Annotated in this window: 15 protein-coding genes and 1 pseudogene; 6 read left to right on the forward strand and 10 right to left on the reverse strand. The window is 41.4% G+C overall.

From position 1 onward, the window contains the following. Positions 1 to 69: 69 nt before the first annotated feature. Together ICL16_RS04265 and ICL16_RS04270 are read right to left on the reverse strand one after the other, a co-directional pair. Positions 70 to 540: pseudogene (locus tag ICL16_RS04265) on the reverse strand (ISKra4 family transposase); the annotation flags it as partial. Between the two features lie 21 nt (positions 541 to 561). Beyond that, positions 562 to 798 (reverse strand): hypothetical protein, encoded by a 237-nt coding sequence (locus ICL16_RS04270; RefSeq protein ID WP_238360597.1) that lies wholly within the window; start codon positions 796 to 798, stop codon positions 562 to 564. A 316-nt stretch (positions 799 to 1,114) separates the two neighbouring features. On the opposite strand from ICL16_RS04270, the gene ICL16_RS04275 reads away from it, so the two are divergent. After that, positions 1,115 to 4,282 (forward strand): DEAD/DEAH box helicase, encoded by a 3,168-nt coding sequence (locus ICL16_RS04275; RefSeq protein WP_190825654.1) that lies wholly within the window; start codon positions 1,115 to 1,117, stop codon positions 4,280 to 4,282. Between the two features lie 106 nt (positions 4,283 to 4,388). Next, positions 4,389 to 5,228, forward strand: coding sequence for an SWIM zinc finger family protein (locus tag ICL16_RS04280; protein ID WP_190825655.1), 840 nt, complete (start codon positions 4,389 to 4,391; stop codon positions 5,226 to 5,228). An 83-nt stretch (positions 5,229 to 5,311) separates the two neighbouring features. On the opposite strand, the gene ICL16_RS04285 is transcribed toward ICL16_RS04280, so the two are convergent. From ICL16_RS04285 to ICL16_RS04295, 3 genes are all read right to left on the reverse strand, one after another. Next, the gene (locus ICL16_RS04285; protein WP_190825656.1) at positions 5,312 to 6,430 is read right to left on the reverse strand and encodes an alkene reductase; all 1,119 of its coding nucleotides are present in this window, start codon (positions 6,428 to 6,430) and stop codon (positions 5,312 to 5,314) included. Positions 6,431 to 6,551: 121 nt separating this feature from the next. Further along, positions 6,552 to 7,445, reverse strand: a complete 894-nt coding sequence (locus ICL16_RS04290; protein ID WP_190825657.1) for a helix-turn-helix domain-containing protein — start codon at positions 7,443 to 7,445, stop codon at positions 6,552 to 6,554. A gap of 117 nt (positions 7,446 to 7,562) precedes the next feature. Next, positions 7,563 to 8,465, reverse strand: coding sequence for an NAD(P)-dependent oxidoreductase (locus tag ICL16_RS04295; RefSeq protein ID WP_190825658.1), 903 nt, complete (start codon positions 8,463 to 8,465; stop codon positions 7,563 to 7,565). A gap of 253 nt (positions 8,466 to 8,718) precedes the next feature. Here ICL16_RS04295 and ICL16_RS04300 point away from each other — a divergent pair, with 253 nt between their 5' ends. Both ICL16_RS04300 and ICL16_RS04305 read left to right on the forward strand, forming a co-directional pair. Beyond that, positions 8,719 to 9,918, forward strand: coding sequence for a S8 family peptidase (locus tag ICL16_RS04300; protein ID WP_190825659.1), 1,200 nt, complete (start codon positions 8,719 to 8,721; stop codon positions 9,916 to 9,918). Next, positions 9,915 to 12,392, forward strand: coding sequence for an NACHT domain-containing protein (locus tag ICL16_RS04305; RefSeq protein WP_190825660.1), 2,478 nt, complete (start codon positions 9,915 to 9,917; stop codon positions 12,390 to 12,392). Before ICL16_RS04300 ends, ICL16_RS04305 begins: the two co-directional genes overlap by 4 nt. A gap of 6 nt (positions 12,393 to 12,398) precedes the next feature. Here ICL16_RS04305 and ICL16_RS04310 read toward each other — a convergent pair whose 3' ends face one another. Beyond that, complete coding sequence (locus ICL16_RS04310; RefSeq protein ID WP_190825661.1) at positions 12,399 to 13,676, reverse strand: SLC5/6 family protein; 1,278 nt, start codon at positions 13,674 to 13,676, stop codon at positions 12,399 to 12,401. A gap of 359 nt (positions 13,677 to 14,035) precedes the next feature. Between ICL16_RS04310 and ICL16_RS04315 the strand changes: the two genes are divergently transcribed. After that, on the forward strand, positions 14,036 to 14,437 hold the full coding sequence (locus tag ICL16_RS04315) for a KTSC domain-containing protein (protein WP_190825662.1): 402 nt from the start codon (positions 14,036 to 14,038) through the stop codon (positions 14,435 to 14,437). A gap of 286 nt (positions 14,438 to 14,723) precedes the next feature. Next, on the forward strand, positions 14,724 to 16,457 hold the full coding sequence (locus ICL16_RS04320) for an ATP-binding protein (RefSeq protein WP_190825663.1): 1,734 nt from the start codon (positions 14,724 to 14,726) through the stop codon (positions 16,455 to 16,457). A 31-nt stretch (positions 16,458 to 16,488) separates the two neighbouring features. Here ICL16_RS04320 and ICL16_RS04325 read toward each other — a convergent pair whose 3' ends face one another. From ICL16_RS04325 to nifE, 4 genes are all read right to left on the reverse strand, one after another. Next, positions 16,489 to 17,085: a hypothetical protein gene (locus ICL16_RS04325; RefSeq protein WP_190825664.1), complete on the reverse strand. Its 597-nt coding sequence runs from the start codon at positions 17,083 to 17,085 to the stop codon at positions 16,489 to 16,491. A gap of 442 nt (positions 17,086 to 17,527) precedes the next feature. Further along, the gene (locus ICL16_RS04330) at positions 17,528 to 17,968 is read right to left on the reverse strand and encodes a nucleotidyltransferase domain-containing protein (RefSeq protein ID WP_238360598.1); all 441 of its coding nucleotides are present in this window, start codon (positions 17,966 to 17,968) and stop codon (positions 17,528 to 17,530) included. Between the two features lie 559 nt (positions 17,969 to 18,527). After that, entirely contained in the window at positions 18,528 to 19,832 is a 1,305-nt protein-coding gene (nifN, locus tag ICL16_RS04335) for a nitrogenase iron-molybdenum cofactor biosynthesis protein NifN (RefSeq protein WP_190825665.1), read from the reverse strand. A gap of 2 nt (positions 19,833 to 19,834) precedes the next feature. Beyond that, positions 19,835 to 21,163 carry a nitrogenase iron-molybdenum cofactor biosynthesis protein NifE gene (gene nifE / locus ICL16_RS04340; RefSeq protein ID WP_190825666.1) on the reverse strand — a complete coding sequence of 443 codons (1,329 nt, stop codon included), beginning with the start codon at positions 21,161 to 21,163 and terminating at the stop codon, positions 19,835 to 19,837. Between the last annotated feature and the right edge of the window lie 17 nt (positions 21,164 to 21,180).

The raw sequence follows: 21,180 nt of genomic DNA on the forward strand, positions 1-21,180 counted from the left end.
CCATTTGGTATTTTATCCACCACTATAATGCAACATGCCCTTGTAGTTCAATTATCACTACATATTTACCACTACCAATTCTTCAACCGTGTCTTCTTGCATCGGCAATTCAAAGTTCTGGCGATGCACCAATCGTTGCTGAGTGCTGCGCGAAACTTGCACACCTGTAAAATACTCAATATCTGATGCTGCATTTTCATAACTGACATTGGCACTCACCCGTAGACAGCAAAGTTCCAGATACGGACTCCATTGATTACTGTTTGGGACTTCCAATTGCTGCGCCTGCTTGCTTGTTATTGGCAATTCTCCCAAAATACTTTTCAGTCGTCTTTGATACCCTGCCCTTGTACCTGTAACCTTTTCGATAAAAAAAAACCTACTTCTGGCATGACGAGATAGCTGCATTTGACTCCTCACTGCTTCTTCAATTCCAGCAAGGCTTGTTAGTTTTTCTGGTGACGTATCTTCATCTTCGTATAGTATTTTAGCGATCGCCTGAATATGTTCTTGAAGAGCTTGCTTTTGTTCTGGGGTCATTGGTATGTAAATACACTCGTCTTACTTATTCTGACTGATTTTCGCGCTCTTTGCAAAAAACTGGGATGCTCCGGATCTCCCCAGTATCTTAGAGATAGTGTGGAGAGCTAAATGAGTGCGATCGCTCAGTTCTTCTAAAGTAAAATTGTTTCCACCATTCTCTTCCCACTCAGCTTCGGCTTTCGCAGATTGGAGCTTATCCCAGCCTTTAAGGGTGAGTATAACGCCCCGATTGCGTCGAGTTTTTTGTTGTTTCATTCGCTGATCTAAAACTAGTGTATATGCTCCCAAACTGCTTTGAGACAAACTAAAACAAACAGTCTAAAAAAATTAATCTCGAACCTCCAAACAAGAATAACATGTTTTGCGTACATGTTTTTACGGTTATTTGATCGAGTTACACTTGTAAAAGTACAAACTCGTATTATTTGTATCAATAATGACGAATTAAGCCACTTATATGCCAGGAACCGGATTTTAACTGATAATAAGAGGATTTTTAGTACTGATTACCCAAGATTCTGATACAGTATTCCTATGCTATAATCTTCAACTAATCCAGAGGTATTAAGCTATGAAAGTGCTTCATGGTACTTGGATACCGAATGCCGAACCTAATTTTATTCAGCCAGGTTCTTTTTATATCTGGGTAGAAATTCCTGGGCAGCAAAAAAGCCGCACTAACAACCAACGAATTCACCCTGGAACTCTAGTGCAGGATGAATTAGCAACTTTTTTAGTGCAGGAGTTAGGAATCAAAGAACCAGCAAGTACATTAACACAACGTATATCCCCTCAATACTTTGCCTTACCGACTGCCAATAGTCAACCCTTACCCTCACCAGAATTATCCAAGTATTTAGAAGTCGAAATTCCTGAAGACTATGAGGGGTTTGAATACTGGAAGGTAGATTGCTATGAAGCGGTAGTTTCTGTCAAAGCTGATTCACAACCAGCGAAAGCTATTAACGCTATTAAACTCCTCAATGATATACACTTTTTAGCGTTATATAACTCTGGAGAAGTGCAACTAGGTTCAGATTTATTGTTTTGGTATCACTACACGCAAGCTTTTAAGCAAGTAATTTTTAAAGACGAATATATTCCAGCGCTGAAATATCGGCTATTAGAAGCAACTAAAGCTCAGAAAAGAAGTAAGCGACAGACTGTGCAGCAATTTGAAATCTACCCTACTTGGGAAATTATTTCTTTTGCATATGAATCAAATATAAAAAAGTACATAGAATACATGCCGCTGATTTGTGTTGCAGGTTCAGTAGTAGCCAATGATTCAGTGGAGTTTTTTGATCGAGAAACACTTTTACGTCACTTTTCGGAATGCCTGCTTAACAACATAGTAACTCACACACCCTCGACTGCTGCCTTTGACAAACAAATTACCGATTCGCTAATTTACCATTGCTTTTATCCCCACCGCCACAAACCAGGCACTACCGATGATGCTTTAGAAGAATATCAACAGTGGTTAACATGGAAAAATAAAATTACCCGCACCCAAAGCGACTCTTCCTTTTATCTGTGCTTCCAGTTGCACTCCGCTAGCCCAGAAAATATCGACAACTGGCAAATACAGTTTCTGGTAGCAAGCAAACAAGATCCCTCACTGAAGCTAGCACTAACTGACTACTGGAAAAAGAAAGAAGGGGCTAGTGTATTTGGCAAAGACTTTGAAACTAATCTGCTTTTAAATTTGGGATACGCAGCACGAATGTATCCTAAATTATGGCAGGGATTGGAAACTGATCGCCCTATTGGAATGCAAATTACTTTAGAAGAAGCGTTTGACTTTCTTAAAGAAAGTGCTTGGGTTCTAGAAGACGCAGGATTCAAAGTAATTGTACCAGCTTGGTATACCCCTGCGGGTCGTCGTCGTGCCAAAATTAAACTCAAAGCATCCGCAAGCAAACTCTCGGCAACTAAAAGCAAGACAAAAAGTTATTTTGGTATAGACTCCCTGGTACAGTATGAGTATGAACTGGCGATCGGCAACCAACAAGTAACCCCACAAGAGTGGGAACAACTCATCAAAGCCAAGACACCCCTAGTGCATTTTCGCGGTCAGTGGATAGAATTAGACCGAGATAAGATGCAACAGTTACTGGAATTCTGGCAGTCAAACAACGATGAGCAACCAGAAATGACGCTGCTAGAATTACTGCAACGTAATGCCGAAGCGGGAGAAGAGTGGGAAATTGAACATGACGAAGCTTTATCAGAAATGATGGCAAAGTTGCAAGACAAAAGCCAGCTAGAACCAGTTTCTCACCTACCACAGTTACAAGGCAACCTGCGAGAGTACCAAAAGCGTGGTGTATCATGGTTGCAATATCTAGAACGCTTGGGATTAAATGGCTGTCTAGCAGACGATATGGGCTTGGGTAAATCGGTGCAAGTGATTGCCAGACTCGTGCAGGAGAGGGAATTACTTGACTTCTTGTTGCCTACACTACTCATTGCCCCCACTTCAGTAGTAGGAAATTGGCAGAAAGAAATTGCCAAATTTGCACCGCATTTAAAAACTATAGTGCATCATGGAAGCGATCGCCTTCAAAACCCGCACTTCAAAGCCGCCTGTCAACAACATGATGTAGTCATTACCTCCTTTACCCTAGCTCGTAAAGACGAGAAACTACTTACCAGCGTCGAGTGGCAACGGATTGTCATCGATGAAGCGCAAAACATCAAAAATCCCAAAACAGCCCAAACCAAAGCTATACTCAAAATATCAGCAAAACACAGACTTGCCTTAACTGGAACACCAGTAGAAAACCGCTTACTCGATCTTTGGTCAATTTTTAACTTTCTCAATCCAGGCTACCTTGGTAAAGAAGCACAGTTTCGCAAATCCTTCGAGATACCCATTCAAAAAGAAAACGACAGAGTAAAATCAGTCACACTCAAAAAACTAGTTGAACCCCTAATCCTGCGCAGAGTCAAAACAGATCAATCAATCATCAGCGATTTACCAGACAAAGTAGAGCAAAAATTATACACCAACCTCACCAAAGAACAAGCATCCCTCTACGAAGTAGTCATCAAAGAAGTCGAAGAAAAACTGCAAGAAACAGAAGGAATTCAACGCAAAGGACTGATACTCTCCACACTAATGAAATTGAAGCAAATTTGCAACCACCCAGCCCAATTCCTACAAGACGGCAGCGAATTTTCCCCAGAGCGCTCCCATAAACTCAGCCGCCTAGCATCCATGGTAGACGAAGCAATATCCGAAGGAGAAAGCCTACTCATCTTCAGCCAATTCACCGAAGTATGCGAAAACATAGAAAAACACATAAAACACACCCTACACTGCAACACATACTACCTCCACGGCGGAACCACCCGTAACCGCCGAGAAAAAATGATCGAAGAATTCCAACAACCAGACACAGAACCCTCAGTATTTATACTATCCCTCAAAGCAGGCGGCGTAGGCATCACCCTCACCAAAGCCAACCACGTCTTCCACTTTGATCGCTGGTGGAACCCAGCCGTCGAAAACCAAGCAACCGATCGCGCATTCCGCATCGGTCAAAAAAAGAACGTCTTCGTCCATAAATTCGTCGCCATCGGCACCCTAGAAGAACGCATAGATCAAATGATCGAAGACAAGAAAAAACTCTCCTCCACAGTAGTAGGAAGCGACGAAACCTGGCTAACAGAACTAGACAACGAAGCCTTCAAACAACTAATAGCACTAAATAAAAATGCAATACTGGAGTAAAAGGAACCACAGATACACACAGATTAACACAGATAATTCATCTGTGTCCATCTGTGTCCATCTGTGGTTTTTATCAAAAAATTAACTTTTTTAAAAGGTTAAATGTATGGCAAAATTTAGTAGAACATGGTGGGGCGATCGCTTCATCAAAGCACTAGAAGCATTCACCGACGAAAACAGACTACAACGCGGAAGATCCTACGCCAGCGGTGGAAAAGTACTAAACTTTGAAATCGAGCAAAATCACATCACAGCCAAAGTAAAAGGCTCAGTCAACCCCTACTTTGGCGTCTACAAAGAACCCACTTACAACATTTCCATAAAAATTACACCCATAGCCAAAACAAACTGGAAACAAGCCATAGAAAAACTGTCATCCAAAGCCAGCATAGTTTCCCGACTCCTACTCAACGAAGTACCAGAAAACATCGAACAAACCTTCTCCGAATTAGGACTACACCTATTACCCCAGAGCAGAAACGACTTCAAAACAAGCTGCTCTTGTCCAGACTCAGCCAACCCCTGCAAACACATCGCCGGAGTCTATTACTTAGTTGCTTCCCAACTAGATCATAACCCATTTCTACTGTTTGAACTGCGGGGAATATCCAAAACAGAACTGCAAGCAAAACTAGCGGAATCGCCCTTAGGTAAAATACTATCAGATGAACTTAATGCTAAAGAAATTGCCCTAGAACCCTCAACCTCATTCTATACGAAACTGTCCAAGCAAACAATTGACCAAAAGCCAACAGCCAGAGAATTTTGGTTAGGCACAAAACGCTTACCCCAAACAATAGAAGTCCCAACTCAAAGCGGTGTATCAGCAATTGTAATTAAAAAACAGGGAGATTTTCCGGCTTTCTGGCAAAAGGATAATTCCTTTATTGAAGTAATGCAGGAGTTGTATGGGCGAGTGAAAACTAAAAATCAAAACCTAATTTGATGATTTATGATACTTAAAGTAGGCTTGATTTATCGGGCGAGCAGGAAAGGCTGCCCGATGAATGTATTACTGTCTATATTAATTCAACTCGCTGCTTGTTCCAGGAAAGGATAGTCCGTATATCCCTTCTCACCAGCGCCGTAAAACGTTTTGGGATTGGGTTCATTCAACGGTGCGTTTAGCTGAAAACGTCTTGGTAAGTCTGGGTTTGCCAAGAATAACTTTCCAAAGGAAACGAGCTCGGCATCACCCTTGACTAGAGCAGCATTCGCTGTTTCCTGAGTGTAGTTCCCGTTGGCAATCAGTGTTCCCTGATAGATGGGACGAAACAAAGGAGTCACAGGATTGAGCACATCTCGATTTTTCAAATCTATTTCGTTCGGTTCCATTAAATGAACATAGGCTAACCCAATAGGATTGAGTGCTTCAAGCACATAAGCAAAAGTGGCTTTGGGATTTGAGTCAATCATGCCATAGAAGGTGTTACTGGGTGAAAGCTTAATGCCAACTCGGTCTGCTCCCCAAACGCTGGAAACCGCTTCCACTACCTCCAGCAGAAATCTGGCTCGATTTTCAATTGAGCCACCGTACTCATCAGTTCGTTGATTTGAACCGTCTTGAAGAAACTGGTCAATCAGATAACCGAATGCGCCATGCAGTTCAACGCCATCAAATCCAGCCTGATAAGCATTCTCAGCACCGGAGCGAAACTGCTCAACGATCTCAGAGATTTCATGCTTTTCTAGAGCGCGAGGCGTTTCCATGGCAACTTTCCCAACTGGAGTGTGAAGTTCACCGACAGGAGCGATCGCGCTAGGTGCAACAGGCTGCTTTCCTTCTAACAGCGATGGATGCGAAATTCTCCCACAATGCCACAATTGTAGGAAAATCTTTCCGCCTGCATTGTGTACCGCGTCTGTTACCTCCTGCCATCCCTTAATCTGTTCTGGCGAATAAATACCCGGACAGTTCATATACCCGTTACTCATGGGTGAAACCATTGTACATTCCGTGACGATCAGACCTGCGGATGCCCGCTGAGTGTAATAGGTTGCCATCAAGGATTGTGGAATGCTTTCGATCGCTCGTAGCCGAGTCATCGGTGCCATGACTATTCGGTTTGGTAATAAATAAGGTCCAAGCTGGACAGAGGTGAACAGATCAATCATCTTCTTGTCTGTGTTCGGCTCAGCATCGATCATTGTTTAAGCCTCCTTAATTTTTCTGGTTAAGCTAAACCAAAATCTATTGTTAAGAAGTTTATCAGGAAGTAAGTTTCACTGTCTTGGATAATCATGCTTTTTGTCGGTACATTCTTGCAATTTAAGGAAACTGACTGGGCGGAACCCCAACATGGCGTTTGAAGTGGCGGGTAAGGTGGCTTTGATCCACAAAACCGACCTGTTGAGCAATTTTTGCGATCGACAAATTTGTGGTCTTGAGTAACCGTTTTGCTTGCTCAATCCGACATTTAATCAAATATTGATGCGGGGTTAGCCCTGTAGATTGTTTGAACAAACGACTAAAGTAATAAGGACTCATCTGCACCATTTGAGCCATTTCAGTTAGGCTGGGATTCTGTGCTAAATGTTCATAAATGTATTCAGTTGCCTGTCGCAATCTAGCTTGCGGTAATCCGTTGGAGTAACTGCGAATTTTGGGCTTAGAAGTCGAGTAGTATTGTACCAAGTGAGCGGAAATTGCCGTTGCCATTGACTCTGCATAAAGGCGATCGCAAACTCCCTTGGACTCAAGCTTTACTTTAAGAGCGATCCCAATCTGGTAGATGAGTGGATCATTTAACTTGAACTGCGGCACGACTTCAAGGCGATCGACATCAGCGACTTCAGCAGTAATCCGCGTCATAAATGTAGGCTCAAGATACAGGCAAATCAATTCGCATGAATCCTGTAAGCGGACTGATACAGGGGCAGTTGCAGGTGTTAAACAGATATCGCCATCTCTAAAGCGATCGCATTGAAGACGACCATCTAGCACTTGTTCTTTCACAACTGTGGCGTGATTGAGGTGAATAGTCATAAAGTGCTGTGAAAAACAATGCTCAGGTGTTTCAAATGCAGCAGGGTACTGGTAATAACCGATTTGGATTCCGTTCCAGGATGCTTTTTGACTAGAAAGAATTGGCAGAATTGGACTGATTTGTAAAATTGATTTGTCGCTGGCAAAGTTAATAATTAAAGGCTTCTCTCTAGTCATGGCTTTCGTACAGATAGGCTACCTAAGCATTGTCCAGTTAAATGAGCCATTCACCAACAGGGTACTTTTCTTTCTAAAAATCGCTTTTGAGTGATATAATATCAAATCTGATCTTAATCAGAATGCTTTTACCGAAGATTCAACGGTTACTCCCGCTTCTAACTCCAGCGCTTTGATGAGAGCAGAAGCATTTTCTTCCCCCCACCCTTGATTTACTGCCACTTTGATGGTTTCTCGCACAATAGCAGCGGCAGGTGTTGGAGAGTTCAAATCTTGGGCAAATCGAGCAATCAAATTAGCATCTTTGAGCAAATTTTTTAACGCGAAATGCGGCGTAAAATCGCGATTCACTAGCATGTTGCCCACACCATCAAAAATCGGAGAGCGAAAATCCACCACATGCAGCACATCAAGAACGTCTTTCGGATTCAAACCAGCTTTGGTTGCCAGAATCAATGCTTCCCCCAACGCTTCAATCTGGGTTGCGACAATCGAGTTGCCGACGAGTTTCATCGATGCCCCTTTACCTGTGTCGCCCAGGTAGTGTACAGTTTCGCTTAAAGGCTCCAAAATCGGTTTGACTCGCTCAAATACATCCCGCTTGCCACCGACAACAATCCACAATCCCCCGGTAGCGGATTCATTTTTACTACCGAAAACGGGAGCATCGAGAAATTCAACTTGCTTTTCGGCATAAGCTGCGGCTTCTCGACGGGATGTGTCGGGATGAACAGTACTCATGTCGATCGCAATTTGTCCCGATTTCACGTTCGATAAAATACCATTTTGCCCAAAGACAACCTCTTCAACTGCATTGTCATTTGCAAGACAGTACATAATCGCTTCAGCATTCTCAACGGCTTGTGCAGGTGTTTGTGCTTGTGTTGCACCTTTTTCCACCAGAGGCTGACAGGATTCTGGATTGCGATTCCAAACCGTGACTGGATACCCCGCTTTGAGCAAGTTGGTTGCCATGCCACTGCCCATGATACCAATTCCTAAATATGTAATGCGTTCCATAATAGTACTTTTGAAGGAAGTTTATAGCGATGTCTTTGTTACACACTAATCCTCCCTCTCATCATCAAAGCTTTGAGGATAAATTCATCTTTCTATCGATAGACTCGGTAATTGTGATTAAGAAAAGAGGAAATCGCATTCAATTGAAAATCGCTATATCATAGTAAATATAAGTTGAAATAAGCTGTATTTCTTTGGCAGGGATGATATCTACCATATTAATTTGTAAATTAAGGGTTATAAATAGTATTTGATGAGCGTTTATATTATTCGTCCCCAAACAACTTCAGTAGCGCGATCGCTAAAACTGCAATCCCGAAATTTTACACCAGAAAGTCGTCCAGCACAAGTTGCGGAAGTAGTTAATTTTTGGCAAGAAGATCCAGTATACAGAGAAATAGAACATTGGCTAGAAGATGCAGAAGAAATCTCAAAGTACCCAGATTACTCAGGTATTACTGGTGCAACTGTTGTAGAAATGCCCGATGAAGAAGCTCAAAGGCTACGACGGGAGTTGCCTAAAGCTATAGTATTACGCGATCAACCAATTGAGTTGATCCAACCAGAAAGGAATGTGGCTGGTACTAAAGATAAAGTTACGGCAGCCGATTTGTGGCATTTAGATGCGATTGCTCTCAACAAAGCGCGTCAACAGGGATTTACAGGTACAGGCAAAAATATCACTGTTGCTATTCTCGACACTGGAATAAACGACACTCACCCAGAATTGCAAGGTAAAGTAGTCGAATCATATAGTTTTAATATCAGATTACGGCAAATCCAGTCAATACCTTGCCAAGATACTGATGGTCATGGTACGCACGTAGCCGGACTAATTTGCGGTCAGCAGGTTGGCGTTGCACCAGAAACCAATTTGATCAACAGTGTACTGATCCCTCGTGGTATTGGTAACTTATCAGACTTAATATTGTGGCTGGAATGGCTAGGTACTCGGCTAGATGTGAATATTGTTAACATCTCAGCTGGCATTCCCATATATTTCGATGAAATTAGTGATTTGATTGATACCTTGTTAGCAGTGGGAATACTTCCTGTTTGCGCTGCTGGCAATGATGGCATTAACAGAACTAATGCACCAGCAAACTGTAGAGGCGCAGTTTCGGTGGGTGCGACAAACTTTAATGGTAAAGTTGCTTATTTTAGTGGTAGTGGCACGATATCTATCAATCACCATCTTTATAACGTCCCTTATTTAGTTGCGCCTGGGCAAGGAGTGTATTCATCAGTTGAAGGTGGTGGTTATGAAGCTTGGGACGGAACTTCGATGGCAACCCCTATCGTTTCTGGTATTGCCGCGTTAATCTTAGAGAAATATAATAAACAAATTACGGTAGGGCATTTATTCGACGCAGTGCTTTCTACTTGTAAAGACTTGGGACAAGACAGCAACCGTCAAGGTAAAGGTTTAGTTCAGGTAACAGCAGCGCTATGAATCTCAACGAAAGCCAGATTGCCAAAATCGATCCCTTGCTTGAGCAAGTTCTGACTTCTGCGCGAGGAGATGAGGTAATTCGTGCGATCATGAGTTTGGGCGTGGAAAACCAAATTAGAACAAATGCGAGCAATTCACCGCTTGAACCCAAGCAGTTCCCATCATACGAGGTTTACCGACAAGCGTTAATTGATAGGCGAAAGAGCCAGCTTGCCTCTGTTGTTGGTGATACTATTCAATCGCTCCAAAATCTCTCTTTGAAAACTTCCGGAGTTGGACTCAGTCCAGTTGTGGTTGTGGAAGGTTCAGCTGATGCAATTGTGCGCTCATTAGAACTACCAGAAGTTAACCGTGTTAGACTAGATCAATTGATTGCGCTGCCAGAAATAGTACCAGATGAAGCGCTTAACCATCTTGCTAACCTCTATATAAACATACTTGACCGTCCAATAGAAGAGAAAATCAAAAAATTAATTTCTCTGGCATCCGAGCAATACATTATCAACTATCACAAGAGCCACAACAAGCTGCAAATACTAGGAATGCACAAACCTGTAGATTTGGATTCAATCTACATTGTACAATGTTTGCTACCATCAGAAATCTGGCGATTTGAGTCAATTCAAGCCTTACAAGAACTTTACCGTCAAGCAGGCAAACGCGGATTTCAGGTCAAATACGCTGATAAACAAGATGGCATAGCAGTAGCAAATCAGCAAAAATTTCTCATGATACTTGGCGCACCAGGGGCAGGCAAGTCTACATTTTTGCGGAAGATAGGATTAGAAGCACTTAAAGGTAATAGACGTAAGTTTCAGCATGAATGTATTCCAGTTTTTATTGAACTAAAACAATTTGCTGACAGAGAAATCAATATAGAAGAAGTAATTAGACAAGAATTTCGCTCGTGTCAGTTGCCATTTTTTGAAGAGTTTACGACCAAAGCTTTGCAGCAAGGCAGGTTATTAATTTTGCTTGATGGTTTGGATGAAGTGGCAACAAAGAATATTGATTGGGCTGTTAGAAAAATTCAAGATTTTGTTGAGCAGTACAACAAAAATAGATTTATCACTTCCTGTCGAACTGCTGCTTATCGCCGGAGTTTTCAGCAGTTTAGCGAAGCTGTGATTGCAGATTTTGACGATACTCAAATACAGCAGTTTATTCAAAATTGGTTTTTCTCAGAGGTAGATAAAAAAGTTGGCACATCTGAAAAGTGTTGGAATTTACTGAACAAAGCGGAATATGAAGCAACCAAAGAACTTGCAAAAACTCCTTTGCTGCTAACTTTCCTATGTTTAGTTTACGACGAGTATCAAGATTTTCCTAAAAATAGGTCTACGCTTTATAGTGATGCTTTAGATATATTTCTCAGAAAATGGGTAGCTGAAAAAAGGATTCAAGGTGAACCTATTTATCGTGATATTGGTATTGATTTGGAGAAAATTATGCTATCTGAGATAGCATATAGAGGCTTTGAAGTAGATAGACTATTTTTATCTCAACAAGAAGTTGTAAGTCAAATTACAGAGTTTTTGGCTAGTAATGATAATGCACCAAACTTAGAAGCTGGGGCGGTTCTAGATGCCATAGCTATTCAGCAAGGAATTTTAGTAGAACGGGCAAGGGATGTTTATTCATTTTCTCATTTGACTTTACAGGAATATTTAACAGCAAAATACATAGATGATCATCGTCAAATTGAGAAGTTGGTTGTAGAACACCTTAAAGATAAACGTTGGCAAGAGGTGTTTTTACTAGTAGCAGGATTAATGGATGGTGGTGCAGATGATTTGCTGTTACAGATGGAAAAAGAAGCACAAAAGTACATCAACACACTCAAGTTGCAAAATTTATTAAGCTGGGTAGAAAAGGTAACAACTGGATCGGAAGGTAACTTTAATCTTGTGGGTAAACGTGCAGTTGCCATCGCCAACGCCATCGCCAATACCAATGCCCATGCCAACACTATCACCATTGCGATCGCGATCGCTAACGCTTACGCCAGCGCCATCACCTACGCTTACGCCATCGCTTATACTAATGCTTATGCCTACGCTCATGCTTACGCCTCTACTCATACCCACGATTATGCTTATGCCAATGCCAACGCTGTCGCCCAAGCCTACGCCTACGCCCGTGAACTTGATAAATTAAAAATATTTAATAATGTCAACTTTACGATGCTGATTGCTCAATTAGAAGCACTGAAAGTTCAAGCTCCTGATGATGAACAACCACTGGAAATTCGTCTGGCATTTGATGAACGACTTGAAACAATTTGGCTCAATGCTTTCAATCTCACTCCAGAAATGATTAACTTATCTCAGGAAGAAAGTAAAGCACTGGACAATTATCTCTATGCCAATTACCTCATAATTCAATCCAAAGAAGCAGCAGTGCGGGTGTCGCCCACTACTTGGCAGGCAATTGAGGAGCGGATGTTGCTGATTTCATCCAATCATAGTGCGTAGTCTTGACTATGCACTAGAATATTTCTCAATCATAGAACCGAGGAATAAACTTAAAATCCCAAACAGAATTCCCATTCCCATAATGTTCAGTTCTGTACTGCCAAAAACTGTAAAATTAGGGTTGATAAAAGTTAAAATTAACACAGACATTGCCGATATACTGCTCATAATTAAAGACAGCCTTACACCCATTTTTGAGAAGGTATACCGTCCTGTTTGAGCAATTAGGTAAGCGACAAAAGGAACAAACACTGACCCTACATAGGCTGCATAAAAGAATACAATTAAATTGATGATTTCACCACCCTTGAAAGCAACGGCTAAACTCAACAGGGCGTTGACAACAACGATGAGCAGCCGATTAAAGTTGGATGCTGGTAAAATATTGAAGTCCAATACAGTCTTGCTCTGCACCCGTAATATGGTGCTACCAACTCCTAGCGCCGGAACCAATAAGGAAGCAATCAGGGCAATACCCAAAGGCTTGTCAGTGCCACTGCCAATCCATGATAGGATAAATGGGAGTATTTCTTTTCCATCAATTCCATCGGGCAAAATTCCTGCCTTTAAAGCTGCTACCACAACCGCAGAAGGCAATAAGGCAAGTAAAAGCAGCAAAATTGCCGCTAATATACAGCCCTGATACAAGCTCTTCACATCCTTTGCTTGAACAATAAGTTGTTGATACCTCATATCCACTATCACCAGTAGAATGGTTGACAGCGATATGCCCACTCTTGTCGGTAAACTTATTTGTTCAAGGGACGTAGTAAACTCAAAAGGCGATCGCACATACTCCGTTAAACCGTGCAATACCCAAAGTCCATAAACCAGAGCCAAGAAATTCACAACCAGTAAAGAGCGAAATATCCAACTGGCTTTCTCCACAGGTAGCAAGGAAACAATTGTAAACAAAATTGCCAACCCAACCATGCTTGGCAGCGTTGGTACTCCTAAAACCTTCAAAATAAAGGCTCCAGAAATTATTTGGACGGCTTCAATCCCAATTAGTGATGCCCAAGACATCAACCCGATGAGGATTTTTACTCCACTCCCATAACTCGAACCCAGCAGTGTCCAGATTTGCTCTTCTTGTGTCCAGTAAAACTTTGCTAGTCCTAAAAGAGCTATTGTACCCAAGCTAAGACAGACAGCATATAGGCTGCCTGCTGCACCGAAAGTAAGTGATTGCTCGGCGGTTCCCAGGAGAAACCCCAAGCCGTAATGTGCAGACACCAAAACTGCGGCTAGCGAGAAGGTGTCCAATCTGCGGTTTTGAGCCATATAGGGATATAAGTAGCTTGATGGCTACTGAGTGTTAAACAATAGCTAAATTGCGCAATCCACGTACTATAACAAGAATTTTTTATCTATTTTTAATAATCCCTTGATGCGGTTAAACAATTCATCGCCCATCCGGAGGAAATAAATATTTCAACAGGAGTATTTTTGACTGATAATAGTTTGCCTAAAGATGTTAGCGTAATTTCACTGAGAAATCCATACCTGTTAATAAGATTCAATCATAGCTTGACTGCAAAACTCTTAAATAGTATAATTGTACTATAAAAGATGCAGCAAAAGATTTTAAATCTTCGCCTCTCAACAAATTGCACAATCAAAGCCTATCGGAGTACCATAAGATGAAGCTATCTAAACTGGACTTAAGTAATGTAGTAGCGATCGCTCACTCGGACGGACATTTGCAGTTGTTACTCGATCAAGGGGAAGAATTCGAGCTGGTGGAAATTCCCGCACCGATACAAGCTTACGAGGGACTACAACAACTTAATGAGATAGTTGCTACTACCACACTTAAAAACGCTGAAGAACCAATCGCAATGCTACCAGTTAACTCATCAATGGCAAAAGCTGTAGGCTACGATAGTGATCAACAAATTTTACAAGTAGAGTTTCATAATGGTGCAGTTTATCAGTATGCGGACGTAGACGAAGATACTTGGGAAGATTTGCATCAAGCAGAATCTATTGGCAGATTTTTTAATTACGAAATCAAGGGTTGTTATGAGTGTGAGCGAATATAGCCGCTCTTCTAAATGCCATACACGTAGGGACAAAATATGATTGTGTCCCTACGGCGAACAAATTGGTGATCATATACAGCACTTTGCATATAAATGGAGTACACCCCGAGCTACCCTCCCCGATCTTCGGGGAGGGTGCGCGGTAGCGCGGGTGGGGTATTTTGTACTTCATTAAGTTGAAATCTGCTGTATAATCAGGAAAAATTTAGTTGGCACAGTAGTTGGAAATCGCTTAATATTTAAGGGTAGTAAATTTTGTGTTGTTCATGGCAAGGAAAAGTTGGTAGTGAGTGGAGATTTTCTTGCTAAAGGTGGCTTCATGGAAGAAGCAAAAAACAGCTTAGACATTCCTTTTACCCTACTTTTGTTTGCATTATCAGCAGAGCGGGATCGACAAAAATTTCTGGTGCAGTTGAATGACGCAATCCGTACCCAAGATGATCCTAATGAAATTATGTGGGCGATCGCCTGCGCCGTGGGCAAGCATTTTGCTACTACTAGATGTACCTATGGAGAGATTGACATTCAACAAGAACATGTAATCGTGGAGCGTGACTACTGTGATGGAGTAGTTAGCGTCGTGGGGAAGCATCGCTTAAACGATTTTGGTTCAGAAATTATCGTCTTATTGAAACAAGGCAAAACACTAGTTATTAATGATGTACTTACCGATCCCAGAACAACAGAATCAAAAGTAGCGTTTACAGCCATCGAAACTAGAGCGGTATTATGTGTTCCCCTAGTGAAGCAGGGGCGCTTCGTGGCGTTGTTCGTTCTGCATCATGTGCAACCAAGAGTTTGGTCAGCAGAAGATGTGACGCTAATGGAGCATGTAGCAGAACGTACATGGTTGGCTGTAGAGAAGGCGCGGATAGATACAGAACTGCGCCAAAGTGAAGCTAGGTTTCAAGCGTTGGCAAATAATGTACCAGGAGTAATATATCGCTACGTAGTTCATAGTGATGGTACTGATGCTTTCACCTATATAAGTCCTAGTTGTCGAGAATTTTTCGAGTTAGAGCCACAAGAAGTTCAGCTTGATAGCGCTAAACTTTGGGCATTAGTTCATCCAGAAGATCTGGATTATTTAAAACAGGCGATCGCCACTTCAATGCAAACATTACAATCTTGGCAATGGGAAGGACGAATTATTACACCGTCTGGAAATCTGAAATGGATTCAAGGTGATTCTCGACCGGAAAGACAAAAAAACGGCGATACGATTTGGGATGGTATAATTAGTGATATTACTAGCCTTAAGCAAGCACAAGCAGAAATTCGCCAACTCAATGAAAGTTTAGAAGAGCGAGTTAAACAGCGCACTGCTCAACTAGAAGCGGCAAACAAAGAACTAGAATCTTTCTCCTATTCAGTTTCTCACGATTTACGCGCACCCTTACGCCATATAGCCGGATTTGTAGATTTACTCCAAAAAAGGCTTTCTTCAACCAACCTAGATGCAAAAAGTTTACATTATCTCAAAACAATTACTCAAACTACAAAACAAGCCGGAACGCTAATTGATGATTTACTTGCCTTTTCTCGCATGGGGCGTGCAGAAATGCGCTTGATGTCAATTAATATGACGCAACTGGTAAAAGAAGTACAATCTACTTTAGAACCAGAAACAAAAGGACGGACAATTTGTTGGCAAATTGAAACTTTGCCCCAAGTCCAAGGTGACCCTTCAATGTTACGATTAGTGTTACGAAACCTACTAGAAAACGCCATCAAATACACGCGCCTACAAAATTGTGCTGAAATTGCGATCGGTAGTACTTTTGATGAGCATCAAATCGTGTTCTACGTGCGAGACAATGGCATTGGCTTTGATATGCGGTACGCACAAAAACTGTTTGGGATCTTTCAACGCCTGCACAGCGATTCACAATTTGAAGGTACTGGTATCGGACTGGCAAATGTTCAACGCATCATCCATCGCCACGGAGGACAAGTGTGGGCTGAAGGGGCAGTTAATGCGGGTGCTACCTTCTACTTTTCCTTACCTCAACCGATTTAAATCACTACCAGTATAGAGTAAAAGTAGTTTTTCATTTAATAATTTGTAAGAAAATACCAAGTAATCTATCGATTGGTTCAAGGGTAATTTCTACTTTGTCAATATATAAAGTTTGGTTTTCTAAACGTAAAAATCTCCATAACACACCAGTGGTAACGCAACCGTAGATAACATTTATAGATTTATTATTATTAGCATTATATATCTGTGCAGCTAGCATTTCTGCTCCACACTGCCCTAAGCCACTGTTAATATCTTGATTTTTTGCCTCCACTAGTGTCATTACGGGAGCGCTAATAAAGAATTGTTCGCGGCTGCGACTAATTAAAAAATCAGGATTACCATTTAATCCCTGCTCTGGAGCAACAGTAAATTCTTTGCCATAAAATATAGATATTTGACTATTCATCTTACGTTTTACTTCTAGCAATACGGGAAAAATAACTAACTCTCCCCGCGCTTTTTCAGTATTAATCGCCGTTGCTAAAGGTAAGTTTTCTTCTAGTAAAGTTAGCAGTAACTCACTAGGTTCAACAGGTTGTATATCAGAAAATAATTTTGTATTCTCAGATAGTTCTAAGTTAAAATCAGTGACAAGCTTTTGAAGGTCGAATTTATTGTCAGGCATGGGACGCTAACCTACCTGCTTCAGTCTACACTGAAATTTTATCAACTGGTTAAGTTGTTTGTCGTCAGTCTAACCAATCAGGCGATCGCCTTGTCTGAGTAATCTAAACAAAAAAACGCTCAAAGAATATCCTCCGAGCGATCCAAAATCAACTATATTTGTTTGTGTATCGTATTGCTACTAAATACGATACTGACTCATTAAACAGCAACTAGCACATCAGAAGCTTTAACGGAGCGCGATCGCTAAGGCGGAGATTTTCTACCGAGGATAAGCCTGATAATTGCCGTCACTTCCACCCCTGGCGTAATTTCAATGATTACCGAGAGTATTAACGGCTCCTGGTTATTTTCTTTACAGTTCCTTTGAAAGAATTACGAGCGCTAATTAGCATATTCTTGTCCGATGCTTGCAACTGTTTGTAAAATCTTGCCCGTCAGCATTATTTTATACCAGATACCAGTTCCCCCATATAAATTGAGGACACAAAGCCGTGAGGATGCCCTGGTTGATAATCAATAGTAATTTTTCCAGCATGGCAATCATCAATGACACGATTAACCTTAGCCAAATCGCGATAGAGAAAATCTACAGCTACGCCTTGCACCCGTAGCCAACCGCCACCGTTAATCCACTTTCCCCATTCCCCAATTGCAGTAACCAAATTTATGCGATGGTTATCATCAAGCTCAGAAGCGAGTTGATTTAGAGCAATTAGATCAGGTGGGTTTTCTGGATTGTAATAAATTCCCAAATCCACATCTGACTTGTGAGTATGGTTGCCCCGTGCCCGTGAACCTCCTAGTGTGACGGCTATAATTCCCTTAATTGACTGCAAACTATAAACAATATGATTAATGAAATGGGGCAATTCCTTATTCATATAGTAATTTTTAGATTTTTATCGCTTTATTATATTGGCTGGATAAATAGTAGGAATCACGCAGATCATCCCTTAACAAGTTTCACCATGTAACCAACCAATTTAACAGGATTTTACTTCGCAAAAGCAAGTCTATTGAGTATATTTTGTTCTTACTCAAAGAAGAATTTTGCTTTTGCTCTTTCAATTCCCTTATCTTAGCAAGTATAGCATACATATTGCTAATTATCTTGCTTTTTGCAAGAAAAAAAAACAAATTGCCAAAATGTTTGCTAAGTTTTAATTCCTATAGCAAGAATAGCAAACATGTTGCTAGAATATTTATCAGAGAATATAAATTTATTTATAGCCTCGCTGTTGGATTGCTGGTGAAGAATTCAAAACCCCAAGTCTTCGCATACTTGGGGCTTTTTTTGGATATAAATATTGAAGTATGAATTGATTTTTATACAACAATCCTCGCTTCTATTTGTCAAAAGCGTTCCCAGAAGCCCGGTTTCTTCAAGAAACCGGGCTTCTGATTTCTCGCAAATCATACTTAAAATAAGTAACGCTGTATTTAATGCTTAACCTTAGCTTCTTCCTGCTCTAAAAATAAATTGCCAATGTCAAACAAAAGCTGCATAGTACCGCGATAACTAACTTTAGTGAACAGACCATTTCCTAAACGGTCAAAAATAGGAATTCCTTGACGATAAATAGGAATTCCTAAACGTTTTGCACTTTCAACTGCGTGAGAGTTGGCTATGATTAAGTCAGAACCGACTGCCAGTTGCTCAAAATCTTCTAAATCCCCAATAGTGACGCTACCGATGGGAATTTTTTCCAACAAAGGAGAGCGTGTTGTGGTTACCGCTGCATGAATTTGAGTTCCAACTGATTTGAGAAAATGAACTGTTGACCAAAGTAAATCTGGTTCTAAAGCTAAAGAAACTCGCTTGCACCCAAAGTAAAAGTGAGTGTCCAACAAAGCATCTTGCAACTGGCGACGCTCTCGGCGGTATTTTTCTGGTACGCTAATGCCACTAATATCTGATAATGCTTGCAAAAACTTGTCTGTTGCATCTAATCCTGTCAGCTCACCAAACACCTCATAGGGTATGCTAAACTTGTTTTCCAAAATTTGTGCTGCTTGCCGCATACTTTCGCCCAACGCAAGGGTGAAGACAGAACTGCCAAGGGAGCGCAGTTGTGGCACAGTAGTACCTTTGGCTTTGGTAGCATTATAAGAATCTTCTAAATGACCGTCAAGTGTTGCAGAAATATCAGGTAGTACGATCGCCTCCAATCCAAAGGCGCTAACAATCTCTTTAATTTCCTGTACATCTCCTAGCGTGAAAGCAGAACTTACCAAAATTGTGACTTGTTGAGGTTTAGCATCCCCTGGTTGAGGAAGTTGCTTAACTATACTCTCCACTGCAGCGGCAAAGCCATCTTGCAACCCACCTTTAAAATCCGGTGTAGAAATTAGCACTATCGGTAGGTTATTTAGTTCTGGATGATGAAGGCGGATTTGCTTGACAAAGCGCGGCATGTCATCCCCTCTGGTTTCCGTCAATCCAGTGGTACATAAACCAATAATTTCTGGTTTTGATTTCTGCGCCAATGTGAGGATTGCCTGTTCAACATTCTCCTCACCACCTAATATAGTTGAGACTTCTGTCATCGCTGTAGTGTTGAGGGGAATGCAAGAGCGAAAATGCCTGACTAAAACAACTTTGGCAAAAGCAGTACAGCCTTGGGAACCATGCATTAAAGGTATCATCCCTTTCAAACCCAAAAAGGCTAAAGCCGCACCTAAAGGTTGACTTTGCCTCAGGGGATTCACTGTAACTGATGTACTCGTAACGCTAACAATTGCCATGCTTACACCTCCCAAGAGACAGGTTTACGTACTTGCTCCCACACTGGGTTAGTCAAGGTTTGATACAGGTCTTTTGCCACCGCTAATATTCCCGCATAGCCCGCACAGTGATAGTGGCGTTCCTGGTTAATGTTGAGAAAAGGAATTCCCGCACTCAAAGCTATGTCTTGATTGCTACTATTAGCTACTAATATATGAGCTTGATTTTCATTAATTATCTGCAGAACTTTCTGAGGACTTTCTTGGTCGAGAATGATACCATTTTGATCCAGTATCCTTTTTATTCTCGCTTTATCTTCCTCAGTACTTTCTTGATTACTGGTAACGATAATTTCCATCCCCAATTGATTAGCTGCCGAGATCATCGACCAAATCTTAATACGATTAGTATAAAATACGACGCGCTTTCCTTGGAGTTGCTGGCGGTAGGGAGCTAGTGCTGCTTCCATTGCAGCAGTTTCTTGGGCAATCAGCTTTTCTGTGCGCTCAACCAAATCGCGATCGCCTAATTTCGCCGCAATGTCCCTCAGAAAGCTATTAGTGTCTTCCAAGCCATAGAAAGAATCTTCAATATATGGTATACCATATAACTCTTCCATCTTTCTTGCCATGTGCAAGAGCGATTTTGAACACATCACGTTCAGCTTAGCTCGATGAGCGTAACAGATTTCCTTGTAGCGAGCATCACCCGTAATTTTTGCTAAAACTCTGATACCTAATTTCTCCAACAGCGGCAGAATGTTCCAGATTTCACCCTTAATGTTATATTCACCAATGAGGTTTATATCATAAAGTGTGGTAAATTCAGGTTCTGCTGTACCGACGACGTGTTCCAGTAAAGCAACACTAGCAACTTGGTTGCCCAATTTATTACCTCCAGTAAATCCCGGAGAATTTACTGGTATAATTGGTATACCTAAATCCTGGGCAGCAGTTTTGCAGATTGTCTTCACATCGTCACCAATCAGGGCAGTAATGCAGGTGGAGTAGACAAATACCGCAGCAGGTTTGTAGCGTCTTTCTAATTGCACAATAGCTTTGTACAGCTTTTTTGCTCCACCAAAAATGATATCGCTCTCCTCAATATCAGTGGAAAAGCCGATTTTATATATCATAGAATTAGAGGAGAGACTGCCACGACCTCCCCAAGAGCCAGCACAAGTAATAGGTCCGTGGACTAAATGAGCAGCATCAGTGATTGGTACGAGAGCATTCATTGCACCATCAAAAGCACAACCTCCTGGAGCAACTCCTGGTAATGGTAATTGTGTATGAGATTTTTTTCTCTGTTCGCAAGAGCGATCGTTGATATTGCCTTGAGTAATTTTCATATTAGATAGTGGGTTTT

The organism is Iningainema tapete BLCC-T55 (assembly GCF_014698965.1).
In the GTDB taxonomy this organism is placed as follows: Bacteria; Cyanobacteriota; Cyanobacteriia; order Cyanobacteriales; family Nostocaceae; genus Iningainema; species Iningainema tapete.